Origin of the sequence: Ligilactobacillus acidipiscis, from assembly GCF_900116935.1 — a bacterium.
GTDB classification, from domain to species: Bacteria; Bacillota; Bacilli; order Lactobacillales; family Lactobacillaceae; genus Ligilactobacillus; species Ligilactobacillus acidipiscis.
Genome location: NZ_LT630287.1, coordinates 1061431 through 1077962, shown reverse-complemented (window position 1 = coordinate 1077962; position 16532 = coordinate 1061431). Strand labels below are relative to the sequence as shown.

Below are 16532 nucleotides of genomic sequence, written 5' to 3'. Positions count from 1 at the left end.
CTACCAAAAATCACTGCTGATTTCGAAGCAGACTCTCTATTGTTTGGCACAATTTCTTGAATTAAAAACTTCAAAAAAAGATACCCGCAAATTTGCTAGGTATCTTTTAGTTTGACTTTTCTAATAATTAGTCTCGACTGCTGCCACCAGAAAAAATAGTTAATAGTTGGATAAAGATATTGATAAAATCAAGGTACAACTGTAAAGCACCTGAAACGGCCAACGAAGTTGTGTTCACTTGATCACCAAACTGTAAATACATATTTTTAAAGTTTTGAGAATCCCAGGCAGTTAGGATCGTAAAAATAATAACGCCGACAAATGAAAAGATATAACTAATCATTGGACTTTGCAAGAAAATATTAATAAAAGTAACCAAGATCAAAGCAATCAAAGCTGCCAAAGCCTGTTTACCAAAACCAGAAAGATCTTTCTTAGTTGTTGCTCCAAAAATAGCCAAAACAACAAACTCAGTCGCTGCAGCAACAAAAGCCATTGCCACATGCGAAATATCATAAACCATCAAAATGGTACTTAAAAACAAGCCCTCGATCCCAGCAAATGCAAATAGCATAACAATGCTAGAAACTGCCGAACGTCCCGGCTTAAACGAAACTCCAAAAACCATAACTAACTGAATTGCAAATAGTGCAAAAAAAGCAAAGCGGTGAGTTCCAAAAAAGTTCAAAACGCTCATCTGAAAAGTAGTCGCACAGAGATATGCAATCAATGCTGAAAAAGCGACTGCCCCTGCCATAAAGCCATACATTTTAGTGAAGAAACGGTTTAAGCCGCCTTCTCCAGCTGCATAAGTTTGATTAGAATTATTCATTTGATCGTCCTCTCTTAATTTTTTATCGATTATGATCCTTTAATGATCTTCAATGGAATTATCATACCATATGAATAAATCACAAGCAATTTTGATGTTCCAAAAAAGGTCGTCCTTTCAGACGACCTTAATGCTGCTTATGTTTAAATACAATTTCAATAATAAGGATCAACCGCGCGAGATCTAGTTTTTACGTAGCTTAACTTCACTTAGCAGTCGCTCATAAGCAATTTCATACTTTTGAATGTCCCCAGCGCCCATAAATACCACAACTCCATCATGGTAATCTAACAGCGGCGACATGTTTTCAACACTCAGTATTTCTCCGCCTTTTGTGCTTTTTTCACCTAGATCAGCCGCTGAAACACTACCATTCGTCTCACGGATCGAACTGAAAATTTCAGTCAAGTAAACCTTATCTGCCAAATTTAACGCTTCAGCAAACTCATCCATCAACGCAATTGTGCGACTGAAAGTATGCGGTTGAAAAACAGCGATGATCTGTTTATTGGGATATTGTTGCCGCGCAGCATCGATCGTAGCTTTGATTTCATGAGGATGATGAGCATAATCATCAATAATTATCATATCCTCGACCTTTTTTTCAGTAAAGCGGCGCTTGACACCTGCAAAGGTCAATAAATGTTCCTGAACATCACGTTGATCAATTGCTTCAATGTAAGCAACAGCGATCACTGCTAAACTGTTTAAAATATTGTGCTCGCCAAACATATGGATCTCGTATGTGCCTAAAGACTCTCCTCTGAAATAAACATCGAAGGTAGAACCGCTAGTTGAACGTTTGATGTTTTTAGCTTGAAAATCATTATCATCTTCGACCCCGTAATAATAAACAGGGAGATCAGATTTTAACTTACGCAGATTTTTGTCTCCACCCCAAGCAAATATCGCTTTATTTGTTTGGTCTGCCAAAGTTTGAAAAGCAGCGCAAACATCATCGATACCAGTAAAGTAGTCTGGATGATCAAAATCAATATTGGTCATAACCGTATAATCCGGGTGATAGGCAGCAAAATGGCGCCGATACTCATCAGCCTCAAAGACAAAAAAGCGCGCATCGGGTGTTCCTTTGCCTGTCCCGTCCCCAACTAAGTAACTAGTCGGAGCTACACTACTTAAAACATGTGACAAAAGTCCTGTAGTGCTTGTTTTGCCATGGGCACCTGCAACAGCGATCCCAGTTGTTTCTGTCACTAGCATTTCGACAACTTCTGGATAAGTTAGAACTTCAAGCCCAATTTTTTTAGCTTCCGCGATCTCAACCTGGTCATCATCGAAAGCATTCCCAGCCACGATAGTCATGCCAGGTTTAATATTCTTGCTGTCAAAAGGAAGGATATCGATCCCTTCTTGTTCTAATCCCCGTTGGGTAAACGTATATTTATCAATATCTGAGCCAATAACTTGGTATCCCTTGTCATGTAAGATCAATGCGAGGGCACTCATACCCGTTCCTTTAATACCAACGAAAAAATAGGTAGTATCCATATTCATTACAAATATCCTCTTTTCTATTTTCCACTTCTATCAGTCTATCATATCCGCGAGGAAATGTATCTAAATTCTAAAACTTAAAAAAATTAACTTTCTCTTAATTTAACCAGACCCTCAGGCGTTAAGAAAACATCACGAGGCTTGGATCCCTTGGCTTCAGAAATATATCTCTTGGCTTCAAGTTCCTCTACAATACTTGCAGCACGATTATAGCCTATGGAAAAGACCCGCTGTAATTTGGAAGTTGAAACTGCCTCCTCGTTAACAATATAATCCAACACTTGAGGCATTAACTCATCCTCATTTTCTGATTGGATCGCCTCTTCTTTGAGACCGTCAGGATCAAAGGCAAAGTTCGGCTGACCTTGCTTTCTGACAAAGTCAGTGATCCGATCAACTTCTTCGTCAATAAACGTTCCTTGCAAGCGGATCGGCTGACCAGCACCATTACCTAAGTAAAGCATATCGCCTTTGCCAAGTAAGCGCTCGGCTCCGGCAGAATCCAAGATCGTCCGCGAGTCTACCTGACTAGCGACCATGAAGGCCACTCGAGTCGGAATATTGTTTTTAATGGTCCCAGTAACAACATCAACACTTGGACGCTGAGTTGCGATCAACAAGTGGATCCCAGCAGCACGAGCCTTAGCAGTGATCCGTGCGATGTAATCTTGGACTTCTGAAGCTGCGACCATCATAAGATCCGCCAACTCGTCGATCACGATCACAATATATGGCATCTTCAAACCATAATCACCTGCAGCCATGGCCTTCTCATTGAAACTATCGATATTCCGTGCTCCACTAGCCGCTAAACGTTCATAACGCTCGTCCATTTCTTTAACTACCCATTTTAATGCAGCAGCAGCCGATTTTGGATCTGATACGACTGGTGCCAGCAAATGAGGGATGTTTTGATACGGTGCCATTTCAACAGCTTTCGGATCGATCAAAAGTAACTTCACTTCGGACGGCTTAGCCTTATACAGCAAAGAAACTAATAAACTATTAATAAAGACAGATTTACCTGAACCTGTTGCACCTGCTATCAAACCATGAGGCATCTTCTTCAAGTTAGTGACTTGCGGTTTGCCGAATAAATCGACCCCTAAAGCGACTGTTAAAGGAGACCGCGCCGTCTGAAAGGCTTGTGACTGCAAGACTTCACGCAACATGACCGGTCGTGACTTCTTATTCGGGATCTCGATCCCAATGCTGCTTTTACCTGGGATCGGAGCCTCGATCCGAATGTCTTTAGCAGCCAAAGCCAACTTAAGATCATCAGTTAAATTGGTGACTTTATTGACCTTAACTCCTCTACCCAAAGTAATTTCAAATTGGGTAACAGTTGGACCAATCGTCCAGTCTTTAACTGTACCGTCGACATGGAAAGCTTGCAATGTTTCATTTAAGACATCCGCTTCTTGCAAGACCCATTCATCCATTTGCGGATCATCTTCGATAACTGGCTCAGGTAATAATGCAGTGTCTGGAAATTGATAGTTAATGTCTTTTTCCGACTCATCTTTTTGTCCAGTCTGTCCCCTTTCACGCTCTTTAAACAAGGAGAGGTCACGTTGCTCATTTTGTTCTAAATTTAAAACATCGGCAAAGGAGCGGCTTAAAGCCCGCTCTTTTGGTTGGGCTTTGTTTACTGTTTTTTGTGTTTCTTTACTTTCTTGCACACTGTCAGAGTCATCATTTATCGTTACAAGATCTGTATTATTTTCTTCAGCCAAACCAATTTCCTGAGCTTCCGTTCTGCCAGCAGGATTTTGCGACTCTTGTAGGTCATCATCCATGCTGTTGTTAGTCGCCACTGGTGAAACATCAGTACTTAAAGCTTGCGGTCGTACCATCACCTCAGCATGTTCGACCAACTGTGAACCAGCAGCTGAATTTAAGTTATTTTTTTGCTCTTCGGACTCATCCGCTGCATCTTCATTAGGATATAGACCAGTATCAGTTGCTTGATCTTTGCTTGCACGATCGTTATCTGTATGCTTTGCAGTAGGCAAAAATGTTTCTGTTTGCAGAACCTTATTTATTTCTTCGCGCTCTTTATTTTCTTTATCGTCGCTGGCAGTTTTGGAAACTTGGTGCTCATTTGGAAAATCAATTTTAGCTACATTCCTACCAACAGCTTTTTGTTGCGGCTCTGGGAGTGTTAAATCAATTTCTTCAAGCTCACTGTCATGCTCCAGGTCGAGCAAATAAAAAGTATCCGCTGGTTTTTGCAGTTCCTGGCACAACCGCTGATATGCAATTTTTTCTTTTGGCCTGGGCGAACGTGCTTTGTTCAACAAAGAAGGAGGAACATAAGACGGACGAAATGGACGTGAATTTAGTTTGACCCTTTTACTTATCGGATCACCGCTAACTGAGCTGTTAACACGTGCAGGCTTATGAACACCCTTTAGTGCATCTTTATTTACTTTTCTTGGTGAAATCCATTTGCTTTTTTTATAACTGTGAAGCCGATAAAAAGCCGGACCATCATAATGTTTCATAAGACTATCATCCAATCAATAAAAAAATCGGGTAGTTCGACAACTAAAACACATTGCTTTCTACCCGGCTAGTACAAACATCTATTTTGCTGAGAATAAACCTGCAGCTTGCTTAAAATCAAAAGCTTGACCGATCTCATATTCAGCAGCAGGCAACTCAAGGATCCCCCGCTTCTTAGGAGCATTCGGCAATCCTAACTCACGTGCAGAACACACCATGCCAAAACTGTCTTTACCCCTTAATTTACCGGGCCAAATAATCGCCCCACTTGGCATCATTGCCCCAACTCTAGCAACAACAACTGTTTGCTTTTCAGCAATATTCGGTGCACCGCAAACGATCTGCAGATGTTCTCCATCGTTGACCAAAACTTTCAATATATGCAAATGGTCAGAATCTGGGTGAGAGACCATTTCCTCAACGTAACCCACAACAAAACGCGGTTTATCATCTACAGCCAATTCAGGTGCAAAACCCGCTTCATTCAGCAAATCGTTCAAGTCGTTAACCTGTTTTTGAGTTAATTTTACTTGACCAGAAACACCATTCAAGTCAGAAACACGTTTTGACGCTTGAAAGAAGTTATAGCCCAAAGTTTCACCAGTTTTTTCGTCATAGATCCGAACAACGTTATCTTTTTTTTCAGACACTTGCGCAATGCTATCCTGATGTAAAACAACCATCAAGACATCACCCGTTTGTGCAAAATTATAGTTTGCGATCAACATACTCTAAATCCTATCTCCCTTATTTCTATAAATTAATTTACAGCCGTTAAAAAGTCTTCAACCTCTTTTTTGGTTTTGCGGTCTTTATTGACAAAGCGGTCTGCTTCTTGGCCATTTTCATAAACAATAAAACTTGGGATCCCCATGACCATCATTTCTTGGCACAGGTCAATATTTTCGTCACGATCGACCTGAATAAAAGTATAGTCTGAAAATTCTTGTTCGATCTCTGGCATTGCCGGTTTAATAAAACGGCAGTCAGGGCACCAGTCAGCAGTAAAGAACAAAACATAATTTCCTTTTGCCAGCTTATCTTCTAATTCTTTTAAGTTCATTTTAGGTAACATTTCCATGGTAAATTCCTCCTAAATTGTCCTGACAGTTCTGTTGCTGCCCGCCAGGCCTCTAATTGAGTACTATAATTAAGTTTATTTTTTAGTTGGGACAATTGCTTTTGTTTCACAAATTGAGCACAACAAACTAATTATAATATATTTGATCTAAATTTCATATTCTAATGTTCATAGTCAAGGATCTTTTCTCTCTTAGCTGATCAGTCTGTAAAATGAGCTGCTAATTTATAGATCGGTTGTCCTTTTTGACTAAACTTTTCCTCATATTCAGTCATCACATTGTCAGCTGCTTCTTCTGACGCGTGCAGGTCCAGCCACACTTGATCGAAAACCATGCCGTAGTTATTCATTGATGTCAGTGAGTATTCAAACAAACCACGATTGTCAGTTTTAAATTCCAACTGACCATCTTTTTGCATGACTTGCTGATACTGTTTCAAAAAAGTCCGATAAGTTAACCGTCTTTTAGTATGTCTTTTTTTAGGCCAAGGATCCGAAAAATTCAAAAAAATCCCTGCTACTTCATTTGATGCGAACATCTCAGTCAAGTCATTGCCGTCGCCGCAAACTAATTGCAAATTTGGTAATTGAACTTCAAGCTGTTTTTTTAAAGCAATGCCGGTTGCTGTTGTCTGTACTTCGATCCCAATGTAGTTATGCTCTGGGTCACGTCTAGCCATTTCAACGATAAAACGACCCTTCCCCATTCCGATCTCGATCAACAAAGGCTGTTTTTGCGAAAACCTCTCAGACCATTTTCCACGCCACTTTTCAGGCTCAGTCACGACATATTGTGGGTTGGCTTCAATCAATGGCAATGCCCAGGGTTTGTTTTTTAATCTCATTTCTTCCTCCAAATTAAAGTTAAAACTGTTTTTTACTTAGAATAATTTCAAATTTTTAAATTACTTGAGAAGTATTTATTCATTATACCGCAAAAAATCCCTCGGGGTATTTCTCCCTAAGGGATCTAAAATTAAGTGCAAACTCGCTAAATATGCTAAAACTAAATAAACTTTTCAAATATTTCAAATGTTTGTTGTATTTTTATTATGTCTTGGTTCATTTCATGGAAACGACCACGCCGATAGTTAAACTCTACATCCAAAAGGAGATTCATCAGTGCGTACCACTGAATGCGAAACTCCATTGCCTTCGATAATTGCTTTCCAAAATAGCTTTCTAACCATTGCTTCCAATCTGCGCGTGGGACATAGCGACACATTAACATGCTAAGATCCTTTGCTGGGTCAGCAAACATTACTGATTCCCAGTCAACAAGAAAAAGCTGCCCTGAATCTGACAACAAAAAGTTCTCACGCTTCAGGTTGCCATGCGACACCTCATAATCATCTTTAGGACACTCCGGCAGATGTGCTTCTAAAAACTTAGCACATTTGTGCAGTAACGGGTGCGCTAATAAATCGGCAGAAGTTCCCCGATAATAAAGTGTCAAAAAATCGCTTGGTTCATAATGTATTCCGCCAACTTTTTGCAACATCCGTTTCAAAAGATCAGAGTGATGAACACGTCTAATCAAGGAAATTACCTGATCCGAGCTCATTTCACTGCGCTCGAGGCACCGACCGTTCATCCACTGCTGAGCAGTCAATGTATCGCCTGTGTGCATCCTTTTCGACCAGATCAGTTTCGGAGTGACCTCTTCCAACGAAAGTGCTGCAATAAATGGTGATGGGTTTCGTTTTAAAAAGACTTTTTCTTTTTGCTTGATCCCCATGTACGCTGTCCCTGTATCGCCGCCAATTGGGAGCACTTGCCAGCCATTCTCTAAATCGAGATTCATTTTGGCAACGCTCCTTTTTCAGTTCGGATTTTCTGATTTTTTTGCAAAAATCAATTACTACATAAAGTCTACAAACTCACTTCGACGCTGTCAAGACATTTTATTAATGCGTGTTTTACTGTATATTCTTGCAATCAAGGCACTTTCAGCGACCAACAAAACCAGTGCAGATAAGGCTTTGATTATTCCTGGGCCTTGAATAGCAATCGGAATAAAAAAGAATACCGAACTGATAAAAAGCAAGAAAAACAGCATTTTAGAAAATGCAAGAAACTTTTTTTGTATATTTATAGGATAAGTGTGCATAAATACAACTTCATCATAAGTTACAAAGAGCGGCATCAATTGAAAACCTAACAAATACACAAAAACCGCGGCAATGAGCAAAGATACCCAGTAGTTAGGAATAAAAAATAACACGATCAGGCATAAAAGCGTCAGTCTGAGGTACAAGTTGCTAAATTCCCCACTGCGAACAAAAGCCCGCCAGAACATGTACTTAAAAAGTCCTTCCGGTTTTGCACTATACTTGGGCAATAAACGATCCAAATAACGTCGTCTCTTAGGTTTCGGGCTGACAGAACCAACATCAGTAAACATGTTAAAAAAGCGGTATAATCGAGCCATTCGAGCTGCTTCTTGATCGATAGCGTAACGCCAGTCAAATATTTTAGTCGCTAATAATTTTTGCTCCCGACTAGTTGTGAACAATAACAGCAATATTGCAACCGCACACGCAACATAAGCAGGTAAATAGACTCCCGCAGCCAAGATCAGCCCAGGTATTAACCATGAAAATGTTACTTCCTTTGAAAAGACACGATTTTGAGTAATAAATAATCCCATTGCCTGCCTTTTCGTGCGGTCGATCGTTAATACTACTTGCGTAATGGCTAGAAAAATCACGTTCAAACCAGTTAACTTGGCAGCAAACAATAAAAATGGTGTCAGCACTACATAAAGTGCCAGCTGTACAGTAACAGCAATGAATGTACTATATTGCCCAGAATTCTTAATATATTGTCGGATCTCTTTTTCTTGCGGCAGTAAAAAGACTTTGTCCGGTTCTTTTAAAAAAGTAGCAATTTGATTGACATGCATCATGATCACTAAGATAAAAAGTGCTGTTGGCTGTGCCCACCAAATATTTTCATTGCCAGACAAACTTTTTAAAAAGTTAGAGTATGACAATCCGAAAGCACCAAATAAGAAAAGCAAAGCAATCACAAAATGATCGTTAAAAACATAACGTAAATACTTTAACAGCATTTTTTGGTAAGAAGCCCGTCTTTTTTTCCAAATCTCATTCATAATTACCGCCTCACTTATCCGTCATATCAAGATAGATCTCGGACAACGAAGCATCAGGTTTATGGCTTTGTTCTTGCAGATCTGATAATGTCCCTGAGGCCAACAACTGTCCCTCGTCGATCATCACAAAACTGTCACAAACCTCTTGAGCAGTTGATAAAACATGGGTCGACATCAAAATGGCTGTTCCAGCTTGCTTTTCTTTGTCTAGTAAATTTAGCAAGTCACGTGTAGCTAGCGGGTCGAGTCCTAAGAACGGCTCATCTACTAACAACAAGTCCACTTTAGGCAAAAGTGCACAAACGATCATCACTTTTTGCTTCATTCCCTTGGAAAAATTAATTGGAAACCAGTCTAATTTATTGTCTAACCTAAAGACTTTTAAAAATCTTTCTGCTTTCTGCCAAGCTTGCTCTTTATCCAATTGATACGCCATCATCGTTAATTCAATATGTTCTTTTAATGTAAGTTCCTCATATAAAACTGGGATCTCCGGAATATAGGCGATCATCTTTTTATATTGAGCAGCATCTTGTTGCAAAGAAACGCCGTTCAGAGTTATTGAGCCCTTCATTGGTCTTAACAAACCAATAATGTGATTGATCGTTGTCGACTTTCCCGCCCCGTTCAAACCGATCAGACCGACCAAAGAACTTCCTGGCACTTCAAAAGAAATATCTTTTAAAACGGGGATAGATGAATAGCCGCCAACTAAGTTTTTAACTTTTAAAGTCATCTTTTTCTTCCTCTCAGTGGACCACACATGCTGACCTTCATGAGCCAAACATGGATCAACCACTTTAATTTATTGTTTTTGATCAACAGCGCATGACTAACTTGTCTTTGCTATGCACTAATAACTTTCTATTTTTCAAAAAATTGCTCCCGTGATAGCGAGCTGTCAAAATTCACAAATAATCTAAAACAGTACACATATTAGATTATAACATTAGATTTTAGACCGCCAAAGTCTTAAAAATTTTCTGATCTAGTGTATACTGGACATAATAGAAATTAACATATATAGAAAGAAGGTTCCAATTATATGGAAGATTGTGTGTTTTGTAAAATTATCAGCGGCGAGATCCCGAGTACTAAAGTTTATCAAGATGAGGTCGTCACAGCTTTCTTAGACCTTTCACAAGCAACACCGGGCCATACCTTGGTCGTCCCTAATAAGCATGTCAAAGACATCTTTGCTTATGATACAGACCTTGCTGCGGCAGTGTTTTCTAGGATCCCTAAAATCGCTCGTGCAGTTCGTGCATCAAACAAAGATATCAAAGGACTTAATATTTTAAACAATAATGGCAAAGTTGCCTACCAGTCTGTTTTCCATTCACACATTCATTTAGTTCCACGATATACTGATAACGATGGCTTCAGCATGAGTTTCACAGATAACTCAGATAAACATAGCACCGAAGAATTAAACCAGATCGCTGCTAACATTTCAAATAATATTACGGAGAGTGACTAAGATGAAAAAAGCTCAAATCTTTTCTATCATAGGAGGAAGCGCTGTCCTGGGTCTGTTAATGTATCGTAAACAGCACAAAAGACAAATTACAGACGCATCTTCAAAAAAAGACCCGACATTAGGGTCAGCTATTAAAAATACATCAGTTTCCGCTAAGAAACTAGTCTCTGAAATCAAAACTTCCCTTCAGACGGTCGAAGAGATCACCGATGAGATCGGCGATTTTATGACAGAAGTTGAACCGCAAATCAAAAAGCTGACCAAAGATGTCGAAAAAATGCAAAAATAAGACTTTTTTCAAGATAATTAAATTAGTCTAAATTTATCAATGCACATACTAACAAAAAACAAATTATGTTATAGTAGTAACCGTTAGTTTTGCACCAGATAAGACCTAAATCTTATAGAAACGGATGTGTTCACGGAATGAAAAAATGGTTAACTGGTTTAGCCGCGATCATGATGACCTTCACTTTGGCCGCATGTTCAAAAACTGTCGCAACTACTTCCGGCGGAAAAATCACCGAAAGTGAATATTATGACAGTATGAAGAAAACTTCTTCAGGTAAGCAACAATTGCAACAGATGATCTTAAATAAGGTTCTCGAAGGAAATTACGGAAAGAAAGTTTCTGACAAAAAAGTTGACAAACAGTTTAACGCTGCCAAGAAACAATATGGTTCTTCTTTCAATTCTGTTTTACAACAGGGTGGTTTTACTAAGTCCTCATACAAAGATCAGTTGCGCTCTTCCCTCTTATTGCAAGAGGCAGTTAAAGCCAACACTAAGATCTCAAACAAAGATCTCAAAAAGCAATGGAAGTCATATCAGCCTAAGGTCACTGTAGCTCACATCTTATTAAAGAATAATGACGATGGTAAGAAACAGGCACAAACTGTGATCGACAGCTTGAATAAAGATGGTAGTTATAAGAACTTCAAAGCTTTGGCTAAGAAGTATTCTACTGATGATCAAACAAAGAATAATGGTGGTAAATTACCAGCATTCGACAACACTGATACCAGTTTAGTTGGCGGTTTCAAGAAAGCAGCCTTCAAGTTAGATCAAGGAAAGTTCACTACTGAACCAGTTAAGACTAGTTATGGTTACCATGTGATCTATTCGATCAAAAACCCTGGTAAAGGTAAGATGTCTGATCATAAAGCAGAACTTAAGAAACAGATCTTAAATAGCAAGATGCAAGATCAAACATACATGCAAAAGATCATTTCTAAAGAACTGAAACATGGCAAGGTCAATATTAAAGATAACGACTTAAAAGATATCTTGGCCGATTATATTGGCACAGATTCTAAATCCTCTAACAGCGCAAAATAATAGCACAAAAAAAGCACCGTAACTCTTCAGTAAACTAAACAACGTTTGCTGAATGTTACGATGCTTTTTTAACGGCCTCTTTTTCAATCAAACTAACCCTAAAACCAGCTAACCATCCCTTTTAGTAAACAGTATCAATATCTCCAAAACGTTCACGGTTTCTTCCTCATCATCACCACTATATACCTCTACGATACCTCTACGCTTAATAATTTTAGTTCGATCAAGGTTCAACTAAATTAATTCCGCAATATACTAGTTAAAAGCTTGTTAAAACTCTGAACCAGGCTGTGATTGTCCTTTTTCTTGAGGACGATAGAAATTCCGCCGATCCATACCAAAGACTCTCTCGGTATAATCTCCAGGTTCGGTATGTTCCAATGCTTTACGCATCATTTGGATCGAAGCGTCCAAGTCATCAAGGTGATGTAAAATTTCAGCTTCCATTAAATGCGGTTGGACTGGTGAACCATATTCCAACAAACCATGATGAGAAATAATCATATGACGCAGTAAAACAGCATCTTCGGACATTTTATCGATACCTAGTTTATCGCAGGCATTAGCGATTTCTTCATCAATCAGCACAATATGACCCAACAAATTACCAGGGACAGTATAAACAGTAGCTACAGGTCCAGATAGTTCTAAAGTCTTGCCAAGGTCATGCAGGATAGCACCCGCATATAATAAAGACGCATTAATATCTGGGTATTCTTTGACTACCGAATGTGCCAGTCGCAGGATAGATAAAGTATGAAAAGCCAAACCGCCTGCAAAATCGTGATGATTCTTCTTGGCAGCTGGAAAACTGAAAAATTCATCATGATATTTTTTCAGTAAATACCGTACGATTCGATTCCATGTCGGATTAGTGATCTCAAAAATGACCTCATCAACTTCTTTTTCCATATCCTGCGTTGATTCAGGCGCGCTTTGTAGATAAAGCTGCGGGTCAGCCGGTTCATTTTCATTTGCTAACCGCATCTTAAATATTTTGATCTGTGGATTTTGCTGATAATTTTCACGTTTCCCCTGTAATGCAACGACTCGTCCCGCTTGAAATTGAGAAATATCTTCTTCTGAAGCATCCCAGAATTTCGCACTGATCTCTCCAGAGCGATCCGCAAACGTAAACGCAATAAACTTTTTACCGTTCTTCGCGATCCTAACGTCGGCACCCTTGATCAAAACAAATAATGCCATGTTATCATCGACTTTATAGTCAAAGATCTTCTTTGCTTCCAAAATTTGCCTCCTGCTTTGCAGTACTGACCTACCCATTTAAGAATAAGCTTTTGCTACAGATTTTATATCTATTATCATTCTACCAGCTTAAACGATTAATTGAAAAAAGGAACTGCATGAGATAAACAGTTCCTCTTAAAACGTTCTTTAGAAGTTATATAATTCGCTGACTGGTTTAAAGATGATCTTGTTGATCTCTTCAAAAACAGCATTTAAAGCCTGTTCCTTTTGCATCAAATCAGACAAACTGTCGTAGCCTTGAGCTTCTTCTGCAAGTGCCTTGATCTTGTCTACATCTTCATCTGATAAATCGCCTTGCATTTGTTTTGCTTGCAAATTCTTTTGTGCGTCTTGCACACGCTTGAAACAATCATAAGCTTCAGGTTCTGCTTTAAGTTTTGCCATTGCTGCCGTAAGGTCAAGATATTCTTGAGTCTGACGTAAGTCTTGTTCAAGCTTATTTGCTGAATCATAAATATTGATCACGTAAGTGTCCTCCTTGCATATACTAGTTAACATTGTAACATTTATTACTTATCTACCAAAGGATTTTACCAAGATTATTTTGAAAAGTTCCTAGCGCCCTAAAATGCTGTCTAAATATTGTTTGCCCCGTTCAGCGGCACTGCTAGCCTTGTCTTTGAGACCAGATGCTCCTTGATCGATCTTATCTCTCAGATCACGGCCGGCTTTTTGAACTGAATCCCAAGACTTAGAGCTGCCTTCACCCTGACCAGAAACACTTTCATTATATCGAGTCGAAGCAGACTTGGTATCAAAGGATGTTTGCGCAGTATAAGGCAATATCCCTTCCATTTCAGATTTAAATAACGCAGAACCTGCATTCGTACCGACATTAGCGATCGAATATTTTGTGGAATCAAAACCGATCCATGTAGCTACGACAACGTCTGGAGTATATCCAATATACCACTTGTCATTATCATCGCCGTTGCCATTTTCAGCACTCGTGCTTTCAGTTGAGCCGGTCTTTCCCGCAATAGTATAACCGTATGGCTTAGCCGATTGACCAGTCCCATTGTTGTAGACATCCATCATCATGCTTGTCATTTGCTTTGCAACTCGTTTTGACATGACATGCTTAGATTTGATCCTCGTGTTGTCAACTACTGTTTTTCCTTCTGAATCAACAATCTTAGTGATAAAATGCGGATCTTTCCGGACACCCGAATTTGCAAACGCTGTGTATGCGCTAGCCATTTGATACGGTGAAACACCTTTCTTCAACCCGCCTAAAGCCAAACTCAGGTTTTCATCTGATTTGTCTAACGGGATCCCGAATTTTTCTACTGAACGGAATCCTTTTTGCACGCCAATCTTATTCAATAACCACACAGCCGAAGTATTTTTACTAAGCGCTAAAGCTTGATACATTCGCATTTCTCCAGCATATTGGTCATCCCAATTATGTGGAGTGTAATCATTTTTTCCATAAGGTTGTAATTTGTCTTCTACCTTGGAATCATAATGATAGCCGCTTTCGATCGCAGGCGTATAGACTGCCAGTGGTTTGATCGTCGAACCAGGTGAGCGGATCAGTCCGGTACCACGGTTATAACCACGAAAAACATGACTGCCAGAACGACCGCCCACAACTGCGCTAACTCCACCTGTATTAGGGTCAATAGCGATCGAACCAGCTTGGGCTTTAGTTCCGTCGCTAGCCGCACTAGGGAAAAGACTTGGATCAGCAAAAGATGATTGCATTTTAGCCTGTTGATTTTGATTCAAAGAAGTATAGATCTTATAACCCTTATTCATGATCTCTGCTTCTGTCAAACCATAGTCTTTGGTGGCCTCGTTGATCACCGCGTCAAAGTAATAAGGATACTTGTAACCAGACCGATATTGATAGGTGTCATTTAAAACGATCCCTGTTGCTTGATACTCCTTAGCTTCAGCACTCGTGATCTTCTTATTTTCAACCATCGTTTGTAATACAACATTGCGTTTCATCCGTGACTTTTGCGGATTATCGATCGGGTTATATTGCCCTGGATTAGATAACATCCCGGCTAGTGTAGCAGACTGTGGCACTGATAACTGGCTAGCATGAACGCCAAAATACTTTTGGGCAGCATCTTCCACACCCCAAACACCATTCCCGAAATACGCATTATTAAGATACATCGTTAAAATATCGTCTTTACTATAATCATTTTCAACTTGCATTGCGATGAAAATTTCTTTAGCTTTCCGACTAAACGTTTGCTCTTGTGACAAAAAAGCATTTTTAACTAACTGTTGTGTCAACGTACTCCCGCCACCGCTAATATAATTAGCACCAGTCAGCTTGTTTTTAACGAGCAGCCAAGCTGCTCTTCCTAACCCCTTAACTGAAAATCCATATTCATGATAAAAGTTTCTATCTTCACTGGACAAAACTGCGTTAGAAACATTTTTTGACATTTCATCCTTTGAGACCCATGTCCCCTTTTGTGAATATAAGAAACCAGCCTTTTGATTTTTATCGTCATAGACCTCAGTCGATTGCTGCAAAGCTGATCTTAACCCAGAAACATCGGTCGTTTTCGCAATATAAACCAAGTAAACACTCGCTACCAAAAAGATACTCAAGAAAGCGACGAGCAACCAACGCCAGATTTGAAATCGACGCCACTTTGCACACAGCCAATGCCAAAAGGGTTCAAAAATTTTTTTGAATTGCTGTTTAAAAGTATTCCAAAATGATGAATCATTCATAACTATTTTTTCCTCTTATACAATATTATTAGTCTTTTCCATATTATCATACTTGAGCAAAATTTTAGCGGCTGAAAACCTTCTTAACAAAAGATTTAGCAGTTAAAGGCACTAAAAATGACCACCCATTGCCTTGGTACTTGCTATATAACAGAGCCTGCCGACGTCTAATATTACCCATTTTCATAAACTCTATTCACCAATATTTGCAATAAAAAATCTGGAAACTTCTTGGGCAGTTTCATTATTAGGACTAAATAAAACGACAGTGTCATAACCTGCTAAAGTCCCAACTACTCCAGGCAATTCATTATCATCGATCAATGCTGCCAACACGTTAGCATTTCTGGGTGTAGTCTGCACGATATTAACAAACTGAACGTTGGTCACATTCGTGACAATATCGCTGATAGTTTCCTTGATCCTTTGTTTGGGGTCCGAATGATCTTTTTTAAGCAAAGTATAATAAGTATTACCATCAGTATCTGCTTGTTTAATGATCTTCATTTCACGTATGTCTCGTGAGACTGTAGCTTGCGTTGAATGGATTCCCTCATCCTCTAAAGCTTGGATCAGGCTGTCCTGATTGGAAATTTTCTGTTGTTTGATCAACTGTTCAATTTTTCGTTGCCTATCCTTTTTTTTCATATTTGACCTTCCTTGTCCCATTCATGTTGTATATTTAAAGATA

16 protein-coding genes are annotated in these 16532 nt (G+C 39.2%); 3 read left to right on the top strand and 13 right to left on the bottom strand.

Features of this window, described 5'->3' with window-relative positions:
- Positions 1-127: 127 nt before the first annotated feature.
- The 9 genes from BQ5903_RS04930 to BQ5903_RS04890 all read right to left on the bottom strand — a co-directional run bounded on the left by BQ5903_RS04930 (position 128) and on the right by BQ5903_RS04890 (position 9787).
- Complete coding sequence (locus BQ5903_RS04930) at positions 128-832, bottom strand: Bax inhibitor-1/YccA family protein (RefSeq protein WP_010496373.1); 705 nt, start codon at positions 830-832, stop codon at positions 128-130.
- A gap of 183 nt (positions 833-1015) precedes the next feature.
- Positions 1016-2347, bottom strand: coding sequence for a UDP-N-acetylmuramate--L-alanine ligase (gene murC / locus BQ5903_RS04925; RefSeq protein WP_079579000.1), 1332 nt, complete (start codon positions 2345-2347; stop codon positions 1016-1018).
- A gap of 86 nt (positions 2348-2433) precedes the next feature.
- Positions 2434-4854 carry a DNA translocase FtsK gene (locus BQ5903_RS04920; RefSeq protein ID WP_079578998.1) on the bottom strand — a complete coding sequence of 807 codons (2421 nt, stop codon included), beginning with the start codon at positions 4852-4854 and terminating at the stop codon, positions 2434-2436.
- Positions 4855-4935: 81 nt separating this feature from the next.
- Positions 4936-5583, bottom strand: coding sequence for a YtpR family tRNA-binding protein (gene ytpR / locus BQ5903_RS04915; protein WP_079578996.1), 648 nt, complete (start codon positions 5581-5583; stop codon positions 4936-4938).
- 32 nt (positions 5584-5615) lie between these two features.
- Positions 5616-5936 carry a thioredoxin family protein gene (locus tag BQ5903_RS04910; RefSeq protein ID WP_010496383.1) on the bottom strand — a complete coding sequence of 107 codons (321 nt, stop codon included), beginning with the start codon at positions 5934-5936 and terminating at the stop codon, positions 5616-5618.
- 200 nt (positions 5937-6136) lie between these two features.
- Positions 6137-6781, bottom strand: coding sequence for a tRNA (guanosine(46)-N7)-methyltransferase TrmB (gene trmB, locus BQ5903_RS04905; protein WP_010496385.1), 645 nt, complete (start codon positions 6779-6781; stop codon positions 6137-6139).
- Positions 6782-6942: 161 nt separating this feature from the next.
- Entirely contained in the window at positions 6943-7740 is a 798-nt protein-coding gene (locus BQ5903_RS04900; protein WP_010496386.1) for a phosphotransferase family protein, read from the bottom strand.
- Positions 7741-7830: 90 nt separating this feature from the next.
- Entirely contained in the window at positions 7831-9051 is a 1221-nt protein-coding gene (locus BQ5903_RS04895; protein ID WP_010496388.1) for an ABC transporter permease, read from the bottom strand.
- A 10-nt stretch (positions 9052-9061) separates the two neighbouring features.
- Positions 9062-9787, bottom strand: coding sequence for an ABC transporter ATP-binding protein (locus BQ5903_RS04890; protein ID WP_056971897.1), 726 nt, complete (start codon positions 9785-9787; stop codon positions 9062-9064).
- A 309-nt stretch (positions 9788-10096) separates the two neighbouring features.
- On the opposite strand from BQ5903_RS04890, the gene BQ5903_RS04885 reads away from it, so the two are divergent.
- From BQ5903_RS04885 to BQ5903_RS04875, 3 genes are all read left to right on the top strand, one after another.
- A complete protein-coding gene (locus tag BQ5903_RS04885; RefSeq protein WP_010496391.1) occupies positions 10097-10531 on the top strand; it encodes an HIT family protein in 435 nt (144 codons plus the stop codon).
- A gap of 1 nt (position 10532) precedes the next feature.
- Positions 10533-10820, top strand: a complete 288-nt coding sequence (locus BQ5903_RS04880; protein WP_010496393.1) for a hypothetical protein — start codon at positions 10533-10535, stop codon at positions 10818-10820.
- A gap of 137 nt (positions 10821-10957) precedes the next feature.
- A complete protein-coding gene (locus BQ5903_RS04875; protein WP_010496395.1) occupies positions 10958-11869 on the top strand; it encodes a peptidylprolyl isomerase in 912 nt (303 codons plus the stop codon).
- 270 nt (positions 11870-12139) lie between these two features.
- Here the strand turns inward: BQ5903_RS04875 and BQ5903_RS04870 are convergent, their stop codons facing one another.
- From BQ5903_RS04870 to BQ5903_RS04855, 4 genes are all read right to left on the bottom strand, one after another.
- The gene (locus tag BQ5903_RS04870) at positions 12140-13117 is read right to left on the bottom strand and encodes a 3'-5' exoribonuclease YhaM family protein (RefSeq protein ID WP_010496404.1); all 978 of its coding nucleotides are present in this window, start codon (positions 13115-13117) and stop codon (positions 12140-12142) included.
- A gap of 147 nt (positions 13118-13264) precedes the next feature.
- On the bottom strand, positions 13265-13603 hold the full coding sequence (locus BQ5903_RS04865) for a YlbF family regulator (RefSeq protein ID WP_010496406.1): 339 nt from the start codon (positions 13601-13603) through the stop codon (positions 13265-13267).
- Between the two features lie 90 nt (positions 13604-13693).
- Positions 13694-15841: a PBP1A family penicillin-binding protein gene (locus BQ5903_RS04860; RefSeq protein WP_010496408.1), complete on the bottom strand. Its 2148-nt coding sequence runs from the start codon at positions 15839-15841 to the stop codon at positions 13694-13696.
- Between the two features lie 192 nt (positions 15842-16033).
- Positions 16034-16489 (bottom strand): arginine repressor, encoded by a 456-nt coding sequence (locus tag BQ5903_RS04855; RefSeq protein WP_010496410.1) that lies wholly within the window; start codon positions 16487-16489, stop codon positions 16034-16036.
- Positions 16490-16532 lie beyond the last annotated feature (43 nt).

Coding starts and splice junctions, on each gene's coding strand:
- BQ5903_RS04895 (WP_010496388.1), bottom strand. CDS start 9,051: ATGAATGAGATTTGGAAAAAAAGACGGGCTTCTTACCAAAAAATGCTG.
- BQ5903_RS04920 (WP_079578998.1), bottom strand. CDS start 4,854: ATGAAACATTATGATGGTCCGGCTTTTTATCGGCTTCACAGTTATAAA.
- murC (WP_079579000.1), bottom strand. CDS start 2,347: ATGAATATGGATACTACCTATTTTTTCGTTGGTATTAAAGGAACGGGT.
- BQ5903_RS04875 (WP_010496395.1), top strand. CDS start 10,958: ATGAAAAAATGGTTAACTGGTTTAGCCGCGATCATGATGACCTTCACT.
- BQ5903_RS04855 (WP_010496410.1), bottom strand. CDS start 16,489: ATGAAAAAAAAGGATAGGCAACGAAAAATTGAACAGTTGATCAAACAA.
- BQ5903_RS04880 (WP_010496393.1), top strand. CDS start 10,533: ATGAAAAAAGCTCAAATCTTTTCTATCATAGGAGGAAGCGCTGTCCTG.
- ytpR (WP_079578996.1), bottom strand. CDS start 5,583: ATGTTGATCGCAAACTATAATTTTGCACAAACGGGTGATGTCTTGATG.
- BQ5903_RS04885 (WP_010496391.1), top strand. CDS start 10,097: ATGGAAGATTGTGTGTTTTGTAAAATTATCAGCGGCGAGATCCCGAGT.
- BQ5903_RS04910 (WP_010496383.1), bottom strand. CDS start 5,936: ATGGAAATGTTACCTAAAATGAACTTAAAAGAATTAGAAGATAAGCTG.
- BQ5903_RS04860 (WP_010496408.1), bottom strand. CDS start 15,841: ATGAATGATTCATCATTTTGGAATACTTTTAAACAGCAATTCAAAAAA.
- BQ5903_RS04900 (WP_010496386.1), bottom strand. CDS start 7,740: ATGAATCTCGATTTAGAGAATGGCTGGCAAGTGCTCCCAATTGGCGGC.
- BQ5903_RS04890 (WP_056971897.1), bottom strand. CDS start 9,787: ATGACTTTAAAAGTTAAAAACTTAGTTGGCGGCTATTCATCTATCCCC.
- BQ5903_RS04930 (WP_010496373.1), bottom strand. CDS start 832: ATGAATAATTCTAATCAAACTTATGCAGCTGGAGAAGGCGGCTTAAAC.
- trmB (WP_010496385.1), bottom strand. CDS start 6,781: ATGAGATTAAAAAACAAACCCTGGGCATTGCCATTGATTGAAGCCAAC.